Here is a 16,593-nt window from a genome sequence, read left to right on the forward strand (position 1 = left end):
ACTTGTCGAATCCTTACCGAACTCCTGTATTTCGGCCTGTAGGCGGCGCTACGGCTGGCGCGCGCGAGGTGCCGCTCGGTACGTTGACTGCGCTCCATCGGGTCGGTTGACCCGTGCTTACGAAGGGGAAGCAACAAGTGAAGAGAATGCTCACCAGCGCGGCCGTGCTCGGTGCCACCACCGCGGCGTTGTTCGCGGGGCACATCGCTCCGGCCCAGGCGCAGTCGAGCAATTACGGTGCCATCGCGGTATCGATCAAACCGGGGGTCTACGGGTACGCCACCGACTACGGCAGCTATGCCGAGGCGGAGGCAGGCGCGATGGCGGCATGCCGGCGCGGCGGAGGCGGCGGCGGGTGCGATGTGAAGGTGTCGTATCGCAACGGCTGCGGCGCCATCGCGATCTCGCGCGGCTGGTGGAGCTACGGCTCGGCCTCGACCATCGGCGGCGCCAAACGCGAAGCGCTGAACAACAATCCGGGCAACGCCAGCATCAAGCACTGGAACTGCACCAGCGGTTACCAGCTCTAGCCCGACCCGTATCGAGAACAGTATCTGGGGAGTTGTAGTGACCAACCGTCCACTGAAGACCGCCACCGCCCTCGTCGCGATCGTCGCGGCGCTCGGGCTCAGCGCGTGCAGCAGCGATTCGGGCTCGTCGAGCACGGGCGCGAGCAGCACGACCGCCGCGGGCGGCGCCTTCGAATCGGGCAATACCAAGCAGGGCAAGGAAGAAGGCGGCGACCTCGCGGTCACCACCCCGCCCAACCTGCCCAAGCCGACCGCCGAGGAACTGAACAGCCGGATCAACAAGGCGCTGGCGGGCAAGCTCACCGGCGACGAGAAGAAGACCTACATCGAGGACGCCGATCAGGATCCGATGCTGGTCGACAAGTTCGTCGACGCCGCGAACAAGAACAAGGTGACCGTCGCGATCACCAAGGTCGGCGAGCCCGCCGACGGCAAGCTCAAGGCCGACGCCGATGTCACCATCGACGGCAAGCCGGTGCAGGACGCCTTCGTCGACTTCGTCGCCGAGGACGATTCCTGGAAGGTCTCGCACACCTTCGCCTGCAACATCGTGAAGTCGGCCAAGCTCGACTCCGCGGCCTGCCAGGCCTGACCCGCGACGACAACCGCCGGGCGACAGTGTCGCCCGGCGGTTGTCGGTCTCGGAAGGGTCAGACGCCGATGACCGTCGGCACGATCATCGGACGGCGACGGTAGGTGTCGGCGACCCAGCGGCCGACCACCCGGCGCACGCCCTGGGCGATGCGGTGGGTGTCGGTGATGCCCTCGCCCGCCAGCCGCAGCAGCTCGGACTCCACCAGCTCGTTCGCGCCGTTGAGCGCGGTCGGGTCGTCGGAGAAGCCGCGGCCGTTGAGCTCGGTGCTGACGGCCTTGCCCGTGGTCGAGTCGATGACGACGGTGATCGAGATGAAACCGCCCTCGCCCAGGACCAGGCGGTCCGACAGGGTCGACTCGCCGACGTCGCCGACCGAGAGCCCGTCGACGTAGACGTGCCCGACCGGGACCCGGCCGACGATGGAGGCGATGCCGTCGACCAGGTCGACCACCACGCCGTCCTCGGCCAGCACGACCCGCTCCTCCGGCACGCCGGTGGCCACCGCGAGCGCGGCGTTGGCGCGCAGGTGCCGCCATTCGCCGTGCACGGGCATGGCGTTGGTCGGGCGCACCGCGTTGTACAGGTACAGCAGCTCACCGGCCGAGGCGTGACCGGAGACGTGCACCTTCGCGTTCTGCTGGGTGATGACCGTGGCGCCGAGCCGGGCCAGGCCGTTGACCACCGCGAACACCGAGTTCTCGTTGCCGGGGATCAGCGAGGAGGCCAGCACGATCAGGTCGTCGGCGCGGATGTTGATCTGGCGGTGGTCACCGCGCGCCATCCGGGCCAGCGCCGAGAGCGGTTCGCCCTGGGAACCGGTGGAGATCAGCACCAGGCGGTTGCCGGGCAGGTTCGCGGCCTGGTCCATCTCGACGACCACGTTGTCGGGCACCGTCAGATAGCCCAGATCCTGGGCGATCTGCATGTTGCGCACCATCGAGCGGCCGACGAAGCAGACCTTGCGGTTGTACTTCTGTGCCACGTCGACGACCTGCTGGATGCGGTGCACGTGGCTGGCGAAGGAGGCGACGATGACGCGGTTGCGCGCCTTGCCGATGACATTGTCGAGCACCCCGCCGATCTCGCGCTCGGGAGTGACGAAGCCGGGGACCTCGGCGTTGGTGGAGTCGACCAGGAACAGGTCGACGCCCTCGTCGCCGAGGCGGGAGAAGCCGGCCAGGTCGGTCAGGCGGCCGTCGAGCGGCAGCTGGTCGAGCTTGATGTCACCGGTGTGCAGCACGACGCCCGCCTTGGTGCGGATGGCGACCGCGATGGCGTCGGGGATCGAGTGGTTGACCGCGAAGTACTCGCACTCGAACGGGCCGTGCACGGTGGTCTCGCCCTCGGCGACCTCCATGAGCTTGGGCTGCAGCCGGTGCTCACGGCACTTGGCGGCGACCAGCGCGAGGGTGAACCGCGCGCCGATCACGGGGATGTCGGGACGGTTGCGCAGCAGGAACGGCACCGCGCCGATGTGGTCCTCGTGACCGTGGGTGAGCACGATGGCGACGATGTCGTCCATCCGGTCCTCGATGGGCCGGAAGTCGGGCAGGATCAGGTCGACGCCGGGCTGCTGGTCCTCGGGGAACAGCACACCGCAGTCGACGATCAACAGCTTGCCGTCGTACTCGAACACGGTCATGTTGCGGCCGATTTCGCCGATGCCGCCGAGCGCGAACACCCGCAGGCCGTTCTTGGGCAGCTTCGGCGGGGCGCCGAGCCGGTCCTGGGGCGCCTTCTCGCGCGGCTCGGCCACGGGCGCGGAACCCCGGCCACGGCCGCCGCCCTGCCGGCCACGGCCGCCGCCGCCACGGGACTGCTGCTGCGGGGCCTGCTCGGCGGCGGGCTTGCTCTTGGCGCGGCGCGAGGTCGCCTTCTTCGGCGCGGTGGCCTGCTCCTCGGCGACGCTGATCAGATCGGTGCCCACCTCGGCATCACCGACCAGGTTCGCCTCGGCGACGATCTCGGCGACCGGTTCGGTGGCCGGGGCGGCCTGCTTCGGCGGCGCGACCTGCTCGACCGGGGTGGGTTCGGGCGCGCCGGCGGCGCGAGAGGCGGACCGGCGACGCGGCTTGCGAGCGGTGGGTTCGGTCATGCCGACACCCCCGCGGCCTGCAGATCCAGCGCCAGCGCGTCGAGCTGCGCCTGCGTCGGCATCAGCTGGGGCAACCGGGGTTCCCCCACATCGACACCGAGCAATCGAAGAGCTCCCTTGCACATCGCCACACCTCCCAGGCGGGTCATGGCCGCGAACAGCGGCAACAGTGTCGCGTTGATCTCTCTGGCCCTGGCCACGTCACCGGCTGTGTAGGCCTGGTGGATCTCGCGCAGGCGTTCGGGCACGACGTGCCCGATGACGCTGATGAATCCGGTGGCGCCGACCGAGAGCCAGGGCAGGTTGAGGCCGTCGTCGCCGGAGTAGAACGCCAGACCGGTGGTCGCGATGAGATCGGCGCCGGAGACCAGGTCACCCTTGGCGTCCTTCACCGCGACGATGTTCGGATGGTCGGCGAGGCGGCGGATCGTGTCGATGGCGATCGGCACGATCGACCGCGGTGGAATGTCGTAGAGGGTCACCGGCAGCGAGGTGGCGTCGGCGACCGCGGTGAAGTGCGCGAGCAGGCCCTCCTGCGTGGGGCGCGAGTAGTACGGGGTCACCACGAGCAGGCCGTGCGCGCCGGCGTTCTCGGCGGCGCGCGCCAGTTCGATCGAGTGGGCGGTGTCGTAGGTGCCCGCGCCCGCGATCACGGTGGCGCGATCGCCGACCGCGTCGACGACGGCGCGCAGCAGCTCGGCCTTCTCGGTCTCGGTGGTGGTCGGCGACTCACCGGTGGTCCCCGAGATGGCCAGCAGATCGACGCCGCGGTCCACCAGGCGCGCGGCCAGAGCAACACCGGCATCGACGTCGAGCTTGCCCGCAGCGCTGAAGGGGGTCACCATCGCGACACCTACCGTGCCGGACGCGTGCAGCTCCGTTGGCGTCGATTCACCGTTCGTCATGGTCAGAAAGGCTACCCGGTCGCCAGATGAGCCTCGACACCCTAGCGGCCGATCCGGCTGCCGGTGGGTGTTTTTCGCCGTCACCCCCCGTCCGGGGTGACATCACGACCATCCTTGCGTGATGTCAGATATGACGCCACACTGATGTCATGGATCTGAACGCTCACACCGCGCGGCTGCGCGAGGAACTGATCGCCGCCGCCGCACTCGGCGACGAGAAAACGCAGGCCACCGCCGCCGCACTGGCCGCCGCGGTGGAGAGTTCGAGCAGGCTCGTGTTGCTGTCGGCACTGTCGGAGCTGGCCGCGGAGATCAGCACCGAACTCGGCGACCGCACCGTGCACGTCCGCCTCGACGGCACCGACGCGGTGGCCGACGTGCGCAAGAACACGCCGTCGGGCGCGGAGGAACCGCCGACCTTCGAGGAGATGACCGGTGACATCAGCCGCGTCACCCTGCGCCTGGTCGAACAGCTCAAGTCCAAGGCCGAGGAGGCGGCGGCGCAGAACGGGCAGTCGCTGAACTCCTGGCTCTCGGGCGCGGTCACCAACACACTGCGCGATCAGATGCGCGGCCAGGGCCCGAAGGGCTGGTAGCCGGTCACAGCAGCGGGGCCAGGTCGCCGCGCTCGCCGATGACGACGTCGTCGAGTTCGAGCCAGTCGGCCATCTCCCGCAGCGCGCCGCGCAACGCGTGCGCGGTCTCGGCCGTCGCGTAGCCCGGTTCGGCGAACGCGCCGGGCGCGAGCAGCCTGCCGCTGCCCCGCTCGGCGCGCAGGTCGACCCGGCCGACGAGCGCACCGTCGAGCAGGAACGGGAAGACGTAATAGCCGTGCACCCGTTGGGGTTCCGGCGTGTAGATCTCGATGCGGTAGTGGAAGTCGAAGATCCGCTGCGTGCGTGGGCGGAAGAAGATCAGCGGGTCGAACGGGCACAGCAGGGCGGCGCCGGTGATCCGGCGCGGGGTGCTCGCCTCCGGATGCAGGTAGGCGGGCGCATCCCAGCCGTCGACGTCGACCGGAATCAACTCGCCCGCGTCGACGAGATCGGCGATGGCGGGGGCGCTCTGGCGCCGGTTCAGGCGGTAGTAGTCGCGCAGGTCGGGCTCGGTGCCGATGCCGAGCGCGCGGGCGGACCGGCGCAGCAGCTCGCGGACGGCCTCGTCCTCGCCGATCTCGCGGTCCAGGACATCGGCCGGAACGACGCGTTCGGTCAGGTCGTACTGGCGGGTGAACCCGGCCCGGCGCGCGATGGACAGCTCGCCGGCGGCGAAGAGCTGCTCGCACACCATCTTGGTATCGCTCAGATTCCACCAGGTGCCCTTGGGGCGCGGTTTGTCCAGCTCCAGATGACGTTCGATCTCGCCCGCGCTGGACGCGCCGACCTCGGTGACGACATCGAGGATGTCCTTGCCCAGGGTCGGATTTCGTTCGATGACCTTGCGCATGCCCGACCACCGCCCGTGCCGGTACTCGGCCATCCGCCAGCGCAGCAGCGGCCAGTCCGCGACCGGGATGAGCGCCGCCTCGTGCGCCCAGTACTCGACCAGGCCGCGCCGGGCCCGCGGGCTGTCGCTCCATGCCGCCTTCTCCAGCAGCGTGCGGTCGTAGGGACCGATCCGGCTGAACACCGGCGCGTAGTGCGCGCGCACCACCGCCGAGACCGAATCCAATTGCAGCAGACGGGTTCTGGCGACGACGTCGAGGACGGAGCGCCGGTTCGGGTTGGCCGGGCGACGTTTGCCGAAACCCTGCGCGGCCAGCGCGATCCGCCGGGCCGTCGCCGCATTCATCCGCTGCATTCCCTCAGCCTGACACAGGGGTACGACAGGTGAGCGCGGCTCAGGTGGAGACCCGTACGACGCCCGCGGTGTCGATCTCGGTGCGCCGGTCACCGGCCGCGGCGGCGGCCAGCACGGTCGCCACCCAGCGCCGCCCGATCGGCAGCACCCGCACCGTGACCGTGCCCTCCTCGGCGCTGTCGAGGGCCTCGACCGCGGCATCGATGACGTTGTGGCGCACCCAGGTCGGCACGCCGCGGAAGCCACCGTCGTCGAGCAGGGTGACCTCCACGCCGCGCGCGCGAGCCGCGCGCGCGGCGGCGCTGAGCTGTTCAGTGACCAGTTCGGGCGCACGCAGTCCGTCGCGCAGTTCGGCCTCGAGCAGTCGGCACTGTTCGCGTTCGTCGTCGGTGAGATGGGCGCCCTCGGCGATACGCGCCAGTATCGGCCGGGCGAGCAGGTCCAGGCGGGTCAGCTGCCGGTCGCGTTCGGCGCCCGCCGCGGCCAGTGCCGCCTCGGTGGCCGCGCGCCGGTTGGCCTGGCCGCGCAATTCCCGCAGCGAGCGCTGGGTGGGCCGCACGATCGCCATGAACACCGTCACCACGCCGACGGTGGCGACCGGGGTCAGCGCCCGCACCACCGTCTCCGGATGCCAGGTGGTGAACACCCCCATCGTGACGAGCACCGTCGCGGCGGCCGCGACACCGAGCCAGGCCGACAGGATCCGCCCGCGCAGCACCAGCATCGCCAGCAGATACGAGGTCGGGTAGGCGGTCCACAGCTGATGCGAGAACCCCGTGGGATTCTCGATCCACGGCACCGTCAGCGCCATCGCGGCCGGTCCCGCGCAGGCGACGTAGGCGGTAGCGGGCCACGGCAGCGGATCCACCGGAAAGACCAGCACGACCAGCGCGGCCACGGCCATCAGCACCAGCGCGACGGCGGCCGGGATCGGTGGGACGATGTCGAAGTTCACCCGCAGGTACATGACGATGGTGGCTTCGAAGATCACCACGAACAGCCAGGCCATGCCGTCGCTGAGGCCGAACAGGTCGCGCATGCCGAAGGGCAGGTCCCGCTCAGCCATGGCTGCCCCACACCAGGGTCACCACGGTGCCGGTGCCGGGGGCCGACTCGACGAAGGCCGCCCCGCCCGGCAGCGTGCGCATCCGGCCCAGGATGCTGCCGGCGATGCCCATCCGGTCGGCGGGCACCCGGGCCGGGTCGAAGCCGGCGCCGTCGTCGGAGAGCACCACCTTGATGCCGCCGGTGGCCACGGTGACGGCCACCTCGCGACGCACCCGCCTGCCCGCCACGTCGGCGTGGCGCACGCTGTTGCGCACGGCCTCGCTCAGCGCCGCGCCCAGCACCTGCGCCGATTCCAGCGGCAGGCACAGATCCGCGCCGCGTCGCGCCGCCTGGACCGGCACGTCGGGATCGACCTCGCGCACCGCGGCGCGCAGGAACTCCACCGCCGCGGCGGCGTCGAGATGATCGATTTCCGGTGCGCTGCGCGCCTGTTCGAGCTGGTCTAGCGTGCGGGTCGCCTGCGCGGACAGCGCCGCGGTGGAGCCCGTCGTGCGCGATGCCTCCAGCAGGGTCGACAGCACCGCGTCGTGGATGAGCGCGGCGAAGCGGGCGGCCTCGCGTTCCCGGGCCGCCGTCGCGGCGACCGTCGCCGCGCGCGAGCGCTGCCGGACGGCCTCCCTGTCGACCCGCTCGGCGGCGGTGCGCGCGTAGACCACGCACCACAGGAACAGCGCGGCCACCCCGAGCGCCCTGGTGACGTCGCCGAACAGCGCCCACGCCGAACTGTCCGGCACCACCGCGGCATTGGACGCGCTGGTGGCCACGGCCAGCACCGCCGCGAAGCACGAGGCCGTGCGCACCGACCAGGCCAGACCGCCGGCCATCACCCCGAGGACCAGCCCGCGATACGGCCACGACGCGAACGATCCGACCGTCACCACCGAATACACCAGCGGCGTCGTCACGGTGGCCGCCAGATAGCAGATCGCGGCCGCCGCGGCGACCCGGCGGATCGCGGTGACCGGCCCGCGCGCCGACACGATCGCCAGCGGCGCGAAGAACAGGTACGCGGCAACCAGGTGCACCTCGGGCCACACCGAGCGGTTGATCGGCTGGATCAGCACGGCGGGTAGTTCGAGGGTCATCACGATGATCGCGCCGACGCCGATGACGACGCCGAGCCGGCGCAGGATCTGATCGGTCGCCGCCCGGGAGAGCTCGGTGTCCACCGCGACGGGCCCGGCTGCCGGGCGGACCGCGGTGGCGGTCACGTGCGCTGCTGACGTTCCGGCACGGGCAGCCAGCCGTCCTCGACGGCCCGTTTGTACAGGTCGGTCTTGGTCGGGGCGGGCCTGCCCGCGTCCGCGTATTTCTGCCGGATGCGGCCGAGATAGTCGTTGACGGTCTGCTCGGACAGGCCGGTCAGCCGGGCCACCCGCGACGCCTTCTCCCCCGAGGCGTACAGCATGAGCACTTCCTCCTGACGCGGGCTGAGCCCGACGTCGGACAGCTGCGGATCGCCGTCGATCGCGGCGGCCCAGTCGGTGGTGACGACCTGTTCCCCGGAGGCGGCCCGGCGCACCGCCGCGACCACGGTCGCCACGCTCTCGGACTTGCGCAGCACCCCGAGCACGCCCGCCTTGGCCGCCGAACGCACCAGGAACGCGTTGTCGGCACCGGTGAACACCAGTACCTCGATGCCGCGTTCGCGCAGCGTGGTGACGTTGTCCTCGGGCGTCGAGCCGTCGGGTAGGCGCAGGTCGAGCACGACCAGGTCGAGGGCGTCGTCGGCGGCGAGCAGCCCGGCCACGGTGTCGGCGGTCGCGACCAGGTCCAGATCGGGTTCTGGCCCGAGCATGGCCGCCAGCCCGATCGCGACGGACTCGTGGTCCTCGACCAGTCCGATCCGCCGTACCGCCGGAGTCTGCTGCAACTCGCTCACCGACCACTCCCCATCTCGAACACCCATCCGCGGCCAGCCCGCAACCCGTCGGTGTCGAGTTCTACCGCATCGGACCGCCGACTGTCAGCCCACCAGAATTCGGGGCCACGCCGATCCGCCCACGTCGCGGGGGTACGCGGCCTCAGCCGATGCGGCCACGGCGCGACCACCAGCGTGGCCTCGGCGCGGCGACGACACCATGGGCGAGCAGACTCTCGGCGGTGTCGAGCACCGATTGCCGCACGGGCAGGAAGGTGAGCCCGAGTTCGGCTTTCGCCTTCGCGGCGCTGACCCGCTCCCGTTTGCCCAAGGCGGGCACGACGCGCTGGACGGCGTCGTCGGTCAGCGCCGCGAGCCGGACCAGCCAGTCGGGCAGTGTGCGCGAGGGCACCGTGAAGCCGCGCGGGCCGAACTCCGCGGCGAGAATGCTCGCCATCTCGCGCATCCACACGTGGTCGCCGCCGCAGATGTAGCGCTGCCCGCCGGCCTCGGGGGTTTCGATGGCGAGACGATGGGCGCGCGCCAGATCGCGAACGTCCACCGTGGACCACCCCACGTCGAGTGATCCCAGCACCTTGCGGCCGAGCAGCCGGATCACCGGCTCGTGCGACATGTTGGACTGAGGATGCAGCACCGGTCCCAGGATCATCGGCGGGTGCAGGGTGACCAGATCGAATCCGAGCCCCGATGCCCGGTCGACGAAGTCCCGGGCGGCACGTTCGGCGAGCGCCTTGCTCTTGTCGTAGCCGGTGAGCCGATCCGGATTCGACCAGTCCTGTTCGGTGAACACCTTGTCCACGTCGTGGCCCTGGTTGACGGTCACGATCGAGGAGGTGAGCACGACCCGTCGCACGGTCGGGCTCGCGGCGGCCGCCCGCAGCACCCGCAGGGTGCCCTCGACGGCGGCCTCGATCATGTCCCGCTCGGGCTCGGTGCCGCCATCGGGTATCGGCGAGGCCACGTGCAGCACGTAGTCGCAGCCCTGCACCGCGACGTCCCAGCCGTCGTCGGAGGTGAGATCCGCCCGCACGAAGTCCACCGAGCCACCGAGCCGTTCGGCGAGATCCACCAGGTGGGCCCGCCTCCCGGCCGCGCCGAGCTCGCGCACGGTCGCCCTCACCTGATAGCCGTGCTCGAACAACTCCCGAACGCAGTGTCCGGCCACGAATCCGGTGGCGCCGGTCACCAGAACGATCGCCATTGTCGATTCCCTTGTCGCTCACAGGGATTGACTCCCCACCCCGATCGATTCGAGGCGGAGTCTACGGCCGCCGACCGTGGTGCGCGCGCCGGCTCAGGCCATCAACTGCGCCGCGACCGTCGCACCGAGATTCCAGCACGCCTCGAGGTCGGGTTTGGTCGGTGCGCCCGACACCACCACGTAGTCGGCCGCCTTCACCCAGCCGAGGCCGGTGGTGATGGCGGTGACGCCCTTCTCGGCGCCTTCGGTGCCCTCGTTGCCGTGGACGTAGAGGCCGAACGGCCGACCCCTAGTCGAGTCCAGGCAGGGGTAGTAGACGGTGTCGAAGGCGTGCTTGAGCGCGCCGCTCATGTAGCCGAGGTTGGCGGGGGTGCCGAGCAGATAGCCGTCGGCCTCGAGGACGTCGACGGCGGTGACCGCCAGGGCGGCGCGGCGCACCACCTCCACACCCTCGATCTCGGGATCGGTGGCGCCGGCGAGGACCGCTTCGAACATCGCCTGGGTGTGCGGCGACGGGGTGTGGTGGACGAGCAGCAACCGGGCCACGGGCTATTCCTCGCGTTCCAGCTTTTCCAGGGCGACCGCGCGGCGCATGGTCTCGCGGGCGCGGGTGCGGTCACCCGCGTAGTCGTAGGCGCGGGCGAGCCGGTAGGAAGAGCGCCAGTTGTCCGGGTCGGCTTCCCATTCGGTCTTGATCCGCGCGAACAGCGCGTCGGCGGCGTCGCGCTCGATGCGGCCGGAGGGCCGTCGGGGCAGCTCCGAGGTGTCGACCTCGAGGCCCTCCTCGTCGATCCGCCGGGCCAGGTGCTGGTGCGCGAGTGCGGCCTGCAGCGTCGCCCACACGATCCACACGCCGACGATCGGCAGCAGCAGCATGCCGATGCCGATCGCGATCCCCGCGAACCCGCCGTCGGCGATGTAGGCGATGGCCAGCCCGCCGAGGCGCACGAAGTAGTAGATCAGCGCCAGCACCAGGAAAGCCACCAGCGCGACGATTTTCACGACCTGACGATCAGGTCGCCACGCGGCGGGTTCGGACGCGTTCACAGATCCAGGAACGGGTCGAGCCCGACCGTCAGCCCCGGCCGCCCGGCGATCTCGCGCACCCCGAGCAGCACGCCGGGCGCGAAGGAGTTGCGGTCGATGGAGTCGTGGCGGATGGTCAGCGTCTCGCCCTGGGTGCCGAACAGCACCTCCTGGTGCGCGACGAGGCCGGCCAGCCGCACCGAATGCACCCGCACACCGTCGACGTCGGCGCCACGGGCGCCCTCGAGCTCGGTGGTGGTGGCATCGGGGCTCAGGCCGACGCCCGCCTCGGCGCGAGCCGCGGCGATCAGCCCGGCGGTGCGGTAGGCGGTGCCCGAGGGCGCGTCGGCCTTGTTCGGGTGGTGCAGCTCGATGACCTCGACCGACTCGAAGAACCGCGCCGCCTGCTCGGCGAACCGCATCGACAGCACCGCGCCGATCGCGAAGTTCGGCGCGATCAGGACGCCGACCTCGGGACGCTGCGCCAGCTGGCCCCGGACCTCGGCCAGGCGCACCTCGTCGAAGCCGGTGGTGCCGACCACGGCGTGGATCCCGTTCTCGATCAGGAACTTCAGGTTCCCCATCACCACGTCGGGATGGGTGAAATCGACGACCACCTGGGTGCCGGTCTCGGTGAACGTCTCCAGCGCGTCACCCTTGTCGACCTGGGCGACCAGCTCCAGATCGGCCGCCGCCTCCACGGCCGCGCAGATGGCCTGTCCGACCTTGCCGCGTGCTCCGAGCACTCCGACCCGAATGGTCACCCGTATCTCCTCGTGTCTCGCTTCACCCTTACCGGCAAGCCTATCGAGCAGCGACGGGTGACCCGGCGGCGAGGTCAGTCGAACACGATCACCTGGCGCAGTGCCGCGCCCGCCGCGAGTTCGTCCATCGCCGCGTTGACCTGGTCGAGCCCGATCCGGGCGGAGACGAGGCGTTCCAGCGGGAGGGTGCCGGCCCGCCACCGGCGCACGTATTCGGGGATGTCGCGCTCGGGCACGGCCGAGCCGAGGTAACTGCCGACGATGCTGCGCCCCTGCGCGACGAGGGCCAGCGGCGAGATCGTCGCGGTGGCGTCGGGAGCGGGCAGGCCGACCGTCACCGTGACGCCACCGGGCGCCGTGGCGGCGACGGCGGTCTCGAAGGCGCGCACATTGCCCGCGGCCTCGACCACCACCTCGGCCTGCACTCCCCGCTCGGCGATCTCGCCCGGCGTGAACGCGGCGGTGGCGCCGAATTCCTTTGCCAGCGAGAGCTTTTCGGGAACAGTGTCGACGGCGATCACCTCGCCGAGACCGAGCGAGACCGCGACGAGCACCGCCGCCATGCCGACGCCGCCGAGCCCGACGACCATGATCCGATCCCCCCTGCCCGGCTGCGCGGCATTGAGCAGCGCGCCGCCGCCGGTGAGCACCGCGCAGCCCAGCACCGCGGCGACCTCGGGTGGCACGTCGGCGTCGACCGGGACCACCGAGCGCCGGTCGACGACGGCGTGCGTGGCGAAACCGGACACGCCCAGGTGGTGGTGCACTTCGGCGCCGTCTCGGCGCAACCTGCGGCCCCCGCCGAGCAGCTCACCCGCGTTGTTGGCGACGCTGCCGGGCGCGCACGGGGTGCGGCCGTTGCTCGCGCAGCCGGCGCACTCGCCGCAGCGCGGCAGGAACGTCATCACGACCCGCTGCCCCACCGCCACATCGGCGACTCCGTCGCCCAGCGCCTCGATCACCCCGGCCGCCTCGTGTCCGAGCAGCATCGGCACCGGCCGTACCCGATTGCCGTCGACCACCGACAGATCGGAGTGGCACAGTCCGGCCGCCTCGATCCGGACCAGCAGTTCCCCGGGGCCCGGCGCGGCCAGCTCGAGATCGCACACGGTGATCGGCTGCGACTCGGCGAACGGCGCGGGCGCGGCGATGCGTTCCAGGACGGCTCCACGAATCCTCATGTGCGCGACGCTACCCCGCGCGGCCATTGCACGATCCGGGATCGGTGGCTAATCTCGTTCGCGGTGATGGTGCTCCTGTCGGCCGCCTCGTACCGTGCCCAGGGTCGGCGCCATCACGAACAAGGAGAAATCCACTGCCAGTACAGTTCAATCACACCATTGTCGGATGTCGCGATAATCGGGAAACCGCCGAATTCTGGGCGGATCTCCTCGGGTTGGACATAGGAAAAGAGTGGGGTCCGTTCATTCCGATCCCCGTCGCCAACGGCGTCACCTTCGATTTCGCGAAGGTGCCGCCACATGTTTCCGAAATCCAGCCGCAGCATTACGCATTCCTCGTCTCGGAATCCGAGTTCGATGCTGCCTATGCCAAGATCCAGCGCTACGGAATGGATCATTGGGCCGACCCGATGCAACACGGGGTCAACGAGATCAATCACAACGACGGTGGCCGCGGGGTCTATTTCCTCGACCCCAACGGCCACTTCATGGAATTGATCACCGTGCCCTACGGCGGCTGGCCCGCTTAGTTCACCCGCGCTGCCCGGGTTCCCCGGAGCCCGAGCAGCGCGGCCAGCACGCAGGCCACCGAGACGAGCACGATGAACCACGGGAAGACCGTCGACAGGCCCCAGGTGGTGGCAGCCCAGCCCGCGGCCAGGGTCGGCAACGCCATCGCGGAGTAGGCCAGCAGGTAGTAGGCCGACATGGTCTCGCCCCGGCGGTGGGGCGGAACGACTTCCGACAGATGCCGCAGCGAACCACCGAAGCCCAGACCGAAGGTGGCACCGAGCACCAGCCCGGCGAGCACGACGACGGCGGGCTGCTTGGTGGCCAGGGCCGGGATGGTGGCCAGCAGCGCGGCGGCCATGCCGAGGTCGCCGATGACGGCGGCCCGGCGCGCCGGAATCCGCGAGGCGAACAGCTGCGCCAGCGCGGCGGCGAGCGCGGTGCTCGCGACGACGACGCCGCCGAACACCAGGTTGTGCACGCCGGTCTCGGCCGCGGCCAGTGACGGATACAGCGACAGCAGCACACCCAGCACCGACCAGGCCGCCATCACGCCGATCGCGGAGAACCAGAAATCGGCCCTGATCTCGTGCGGGACAGCGGGTTTCGCGATCGTGATCCGCGACTTCACCCGGGCCGTGTGCGGCTCGCTCACCGCCAGGATGCCCGCACCCGCGGCCAGGCAGATCACCGCGATCACCACGTAGGGCGTGCGCAGCGGCGAGGGCGCGTACTGCGCGAGCACCGCGGTGCCCAGCACCGCGACCGCGATTCCGACATTGAACGCCACTCCGCTGAGCTGACCGGACCGCGCTCCGTGTGTGGGCCGCAGGTCCAGCAGGGCCGCGGCGCCCGCGACCACGGTCGCGCCGACCGCGGCGCCGTGTAATGCCCTGGCCAGCAACAGCATCGGCACGGAGTCGGCGAGCAGGAACACCACCAGGCCCAGGATCATGGTCGCGAACGCGGCCACCATCACGGGCTTGCGGCCGACCACATCCGAGATCCGGCCCGAGACCAGCACCGCGCCGAGGGCGGCCACCGCGTACACGGCGAACACCATGGTGGTGGTGAGCGGTGAGAGGTGCCACTCGGTCTGGTAGATGCCGTAGAGCGGCGCGGGCGCGCCGGAGACACCGAGCGCCACCGCGCTCGCCGCGAGGACCAGCCCGTAGGCCCACCGCTTCCCCGACTCGACCGGAGCGATCGTCGACGCCACCATGGCAGCCCCTATCAGCAGAGTTTGATCACCATCGAACGACGTAGACCCTACGCCTAGTATGATGAGTATCAAACCCCCGAGTGAGGTAGATCATGACACAGGCTAACGGTCTCCCCCCGGCGCCGACCCTGCCGGTCGCCGGGCTCCCCACTGTGCTGAGCGCCTTGCACGATCCGGTCCGCCTGGAGATGGTTCGCCGCATGGCCAACGCGGGTACCCCGGTCCGCTGCTCGGCGCTCTACGACGCGATCAACAAATCCACCGCGACCCACCATTTCAAGATCCTGCGCGAGGCGGGCCTGATCGAGCGCCTGACCATCGACGGCCAGACCTATCAGCGGCTGCGCACCGACGCCGTCGAGGACGCGGTCCCCGGTCTGCTGCCCGCCATCGTCGACGCCGCCAACCAGGCGGCACGGGACTGACCCGGGTCGGTGACCGCTACGGCACCCACGAGCGGCGGGGCGTGGGTCAGTGATCGACGAGTTTGCGGACTGCGGCGGGCAGGTCGCGGGTGCGCTGGTAGGGGCCCGCGACCGCCGCGCCGTAGGGGCGGGCGAGCAGGGTGCGAGCGATGGCGTTGACCTCGTCGGTGGTCACGGCATCGATGCGCGCGAGGGTGGCCGAGACGCTGCGGTGGTTGCCGTAGCTCAGTTCGCTGCGGCCGATGCGGTTCATCCGCGAGGCGGAGTCCTCGAGGCCGAGGACCAGCCCGCCGCGCAACGAGCCCTTGGCGCGGGCGCATTCGGCGTCGGTGACCCCGTTGGTGGCCACGTCGACGAGCACGTCGCGCGCCAATGTCGTGACCTGGGCGAGGTTTTCGGGCTGGCAGCCGAGGTAGACCGAGAACGCGCCGGTGTCGGCGAAGGTGTCGACGCTCGAGTACACCGAGTACGCCAGGCCGCGTTCCTCCCGGATGCGCTGGAACAGCCGTGAACTCAGGCCGCCGCCGACGATGGTGTTGAGCACCGACAGCGGCCAGCGCTGCTGTCCCTCGTGCCTGCCGAACGCGCGCACCCCGAAGACCAGGTGGGTCTGTTCGCTGTCGCGATTGATCCGGACCAGGCTGGGCGCGGTCTGCGCGCGGAACCTGCCCTCACGGCGCGGCGCCGGGTCGACGGTGGCGTCCAGGCGCGGCCCGAACGCGCGGTGCACCAGTTCGACGGTGCGGTCGTGGTCGACATTGCCCGCCACCGCGACGACCATCCGGTCCGGTCGGTAGCGGCGCTGGTGGAAGCCGCGCAGCTGGGCGGCCCGCATGCCCTCGATGGATTCGACGGTGCCGATCACCGGACGCCCGATCGGGTGGTCACCGAACAGCGCGGTGAGGAAGGAGTCGGCGACCAGGTCCTCGGGGTCGTCGTCGCGCATGGCGATCTCCTCGAGCACCACCTGCCGCTCCACGTCGACGTCGACGGCCCGGCACAGGCCGTTGAGCACCACGTCGGCGACCAGTTCCACGGCCAGCGGCAGGTCCTCGTCGATGACGTGGGCGTAGTAGCAGGTCTGTTCCTTGGCGGTGAACGCGTTGAGTTCGCCGCCGACGGCGTCCATGGTCTGGGCGATGTCGAGCGCCGAGCGGGTGGGCGTCGCCTTGAACAGCAGGTGTTCGAGGAAGTGCGCCGCGCCGGCCACGGTGGGCCCCTCGTCGCGCGAGCCGACGCCGACCCACACCCCGATGGAGGCCGAGCGCACGCCGGGCACGTGCTCGGTCACCACGCGCAGCCCACCGGGGAGCACGGTGCGGCGCACACCACCGGCGGTGGAGACGTCGTCAGTGGTTTCGGTCGACTCGGTCAACTGTGGCTTCGTCA

At 70.6% G+C, this 16,593-nt stretch carries 18 protein-coding genes; 5 read left to right on the forward strand and 13 right to left on the reverse strand.

Annotation, left to right across the window (positions count from 1 at the left end; all coding sequences use genetic code 11):
• The first annotated feature begins 146 nt into the window (after positions 1-146).
• Positions 147-530 (forward strand): DUF4189 domain-containing protein, encoded by a 384-nt coding sequence (locus Q7X29_RS24730; protein ID WP_218717789.1) that lies wholly within the window; start codon positions 147-149, stop codon positions 528-530.
• Between the two features lie 37 nt (positions 531-567).
• Entirely contained in the window at positions 568-1,122 is a 555-nt protein-coding gene (locus tag Q7X29_RS24735) for a hypothetical protein (protein ID WP_316575508.1), read from the forward strand.
• Positions 1,123-1,180: 58 nt separating this feature from the next.
• On the opposite strand, the gene Q7X29_RS24740 is transcribed toward Q7X29_RS24735, so the two are convergent.
• On the reverse strand, positions 1,181-3,220 hold the full coding sequence (locus Q7X29_RS24740; protein ID WP_316575509.1) for a ribonuclease J: 2,040 nt from the start codon (positions 3,218-3,220) through the stop codon (positions 1,181-1,183).
• Positions 3,217-4,125, reverse strand: a complete 909-nt coding sequence (gene dapA / locus Q7X29_RS24745; RefSeq protein WP_218717787.1) for a 4-hydroxy-tetrahydrodipicolinate synthase — start codon at positions 4,123-4,125, stop codon at positions 3,217-3,219. Before dapA ends, Q7X29_RS24740 begins: the two co-directional genes overlap by 4 nt.
• Positions 4,126-4,274: 149 nt before the next feature.
• On the opposite strand from dapA, the gene Q7X29_RS24750 reads away from it, so the two are divergent.
• A complete protein-coding gene (locus tag Q7X29_RS24750) occupies positions 4,275-4,721 on the forward strand; it encodes a toxin-antitoxin system HicB family antitoxin (protein WP_218717786.1) in 447 nt (148 codons plus the stop codon).
• A gap of 4 nt (positions 4,722-4,725) precedes the next feature.
• Here Q7X29_RS24750 and Q7X29_RS24755 read toward each other — a convergent pair whose 3' ends face one another.
• From Q7X29_RS24755 to Q7X29_RS24795, 9 genes are all read right to left on the reverse strand, one after another.
• Positions 4,726-5,925 (reverse strand): winged helix-turn-helix domain-containing protein, encoded by a 1,200-nt coding sequence (locus Q7X29_RS24755; protein ID WP_316575510.1) that lies wholly within the window; start codon positions 5,923-5,925, stop codon positions 4,726-4,728.
• Between the two features lie 40 nt (positions 5,926-5,965).
• Positions 5,966-6,991 carry a hypothetical protein gene (locus Q7X29_RS24760; protein WP_218717784.1) on the reverse strand — a complete coding sequence of 342 codons (1,026 nt, stop codon included), beginning with the start codon at positions 6,989-6,991 and terminating at the stop codon, positions 5,966-5,968.
• Positions 6,984-8,204, reverse strand: a complete 1,221-nt coding sequence (locus tag Q7X29_RS24765) for a sensor histidine kinase (protein WP_316575511.1) — start codon at positions 8,202-8,204, stop codon at positions 6,984-6,986. Before Q7X29_RS24765 ends, Q7X29_RS24760 begins: the two co-directional genes overlap by 8 nt.
• Positions 8,201-8,875 carry a response regulator gene (locus tag Q7X29_RS24770; RefSeq protein ID WP_394358728.1) on the reverse strand — a complete coding sequence of 225 codons (675 nt, stop codon included), beginning with the start codon at positions 8,873-8,875 and terminating at the stop codon, positions 8,201-8,203. The genes Q7X29_RS24765 and Q7X29_RS24770 overlap by 4 nt, the downstream gene beginning before the upstream one ends.
• Before the next feature lie 142 nt (positions 8,876-9,017).
• Positions 9,018-10,076, reverse strand: a complete 1,059-nt coding sequence (locus tag Q7X29_RS24775) for an SDR family oxidoreductase (protein WP_316575512.1) — start codon at positions 10,074-10,076, stop codon at positions 9,018-9,020.
• 93 nt (positions 10,077-10,169) lie between these two features.
• On the reverse strand, positions 10,170-10,622 hold the full coding sequence (locus Q7X29_RS24780; RefSeq protein WP_218717781.1) for a flavodoxin family protein: 453 nt from the start codon (positions 10,620-10,622) through the stop codon (positions 10,170-10,172).
• A gap of 3 nt (positions 10,623-10,625) precedes the next feature.
• A complete protein-coding gene (locus Q7X29_RS24785; RefSeq protein ID WP_374104846.1) occupies positions 10,626-11,078 on the reverse strand; it encodes a hypothetical protein in 453 nt (150 codons plus the stop codon).
• Positions 11,079-11,119: 41 nt separating this feature from the next.
• Complete coding sequence (gene dapB / locus Q7X29_RS24790) at positions 11,120-11,866, reverse strand: 4-hydroxy-tetrahydrodipicolinate reductase (protein WP_218717779.1); 747 nt, start codon at positions 11,864-11,866, stop codon at positions 11,120-11,122.
• A 74-nt stretch (positions 11,867-11,940) separates the two neighbouring features.
• On the reverse strand, positions 11,941-13,047 hold the full coding sequence (locus tag Q7X29_RS24795) for an alcohol dehydrogenase catalytic domain-containing protein (RefSeq protein ID WP_316575513.1): 1,107 nt from the start codon (positions 13,045-13,047) through the stop codon (positions 11,941-11,943).
• Between the two features lie 134 nt (positions 13,048-13,181).
• Between Q7X29_RS24795 and Q7X29_RS24800 the strand changes: the two genes are divergently transcribed.
• The gene (locus Q7X29_RS24800) at positions 13,182-13,577 is read left to right on the forward strand and encodes a VOC family protein (RefSeq protein WP_316576334.1); all 396 of its coding nucleotides are present in this window, start codon (positions 13,182-13,184) and stop codon (positions 13,575-13,577) included.
• Here Q7X29_RS24800 and Q7X29_RS24805 read toward each other — a convergent pair.
• On the reverse strand, positions 13,574-14,779 hold the full coding sequence (locus tag Q7X29_RS24805) for an MFS transporter (RefSeq protein WP_218717777.1): 1,206 nt from the start codon (positions 14,777-14,779) through the stop codon (positions 13,574-13,576). The two genes, Q7X29_RS24800 and Q7X29_RS24805, sit on opposite strands and share 4 nt — an antisense overlap.
• 92 nt (positions 14,780-14,871) lie before the next feature.
• Here Q7X29_RS24805 and Q7X29_RS24810 point away from each other — a divergent pair, with 92 nt between their 5' ends.
• Positions 14,872-15,204, forward strand: a complete 333-nt coding sequence (locus Q7X29_RS24810) for an ArsR/SmtB family transcription factor (protein WP_218717776.1) — start codon at positions 14,872-14,874, stop codon at positions 15,202-15,204.
• A gap of 46 nt (positions 15,205-15,250) precedes the next feature.
• Here the strand turns inward: Q7X29_RS24810 and Q7X29_RS24815 are convergent, their stop codons facing one another.
• Positions 15,251-16,579 (reverse strand): M16 family metallopeptidase, encoded by a 1,329-nt coding sequence (locus tag Q7X29_RS24815; RefSeq protein ID WP_316575514.1) that lies wholly within the window; start codon positions 16,577-16,579, stop codon positions 15,251-15,253.
• Between the last annotated feature and the right edge of the window lie 14 nt (positions 16,580-16,593).

The sequence above is a fragment of the Nocardia canadensis genome (assembly GCF_032656385.1).
Lineage (GTDB): Bacteria > Actinomycetota > Actinomycetes > Mycobacteriales > Mycobacteriaceae > Nocardia > Nocardia canadensis.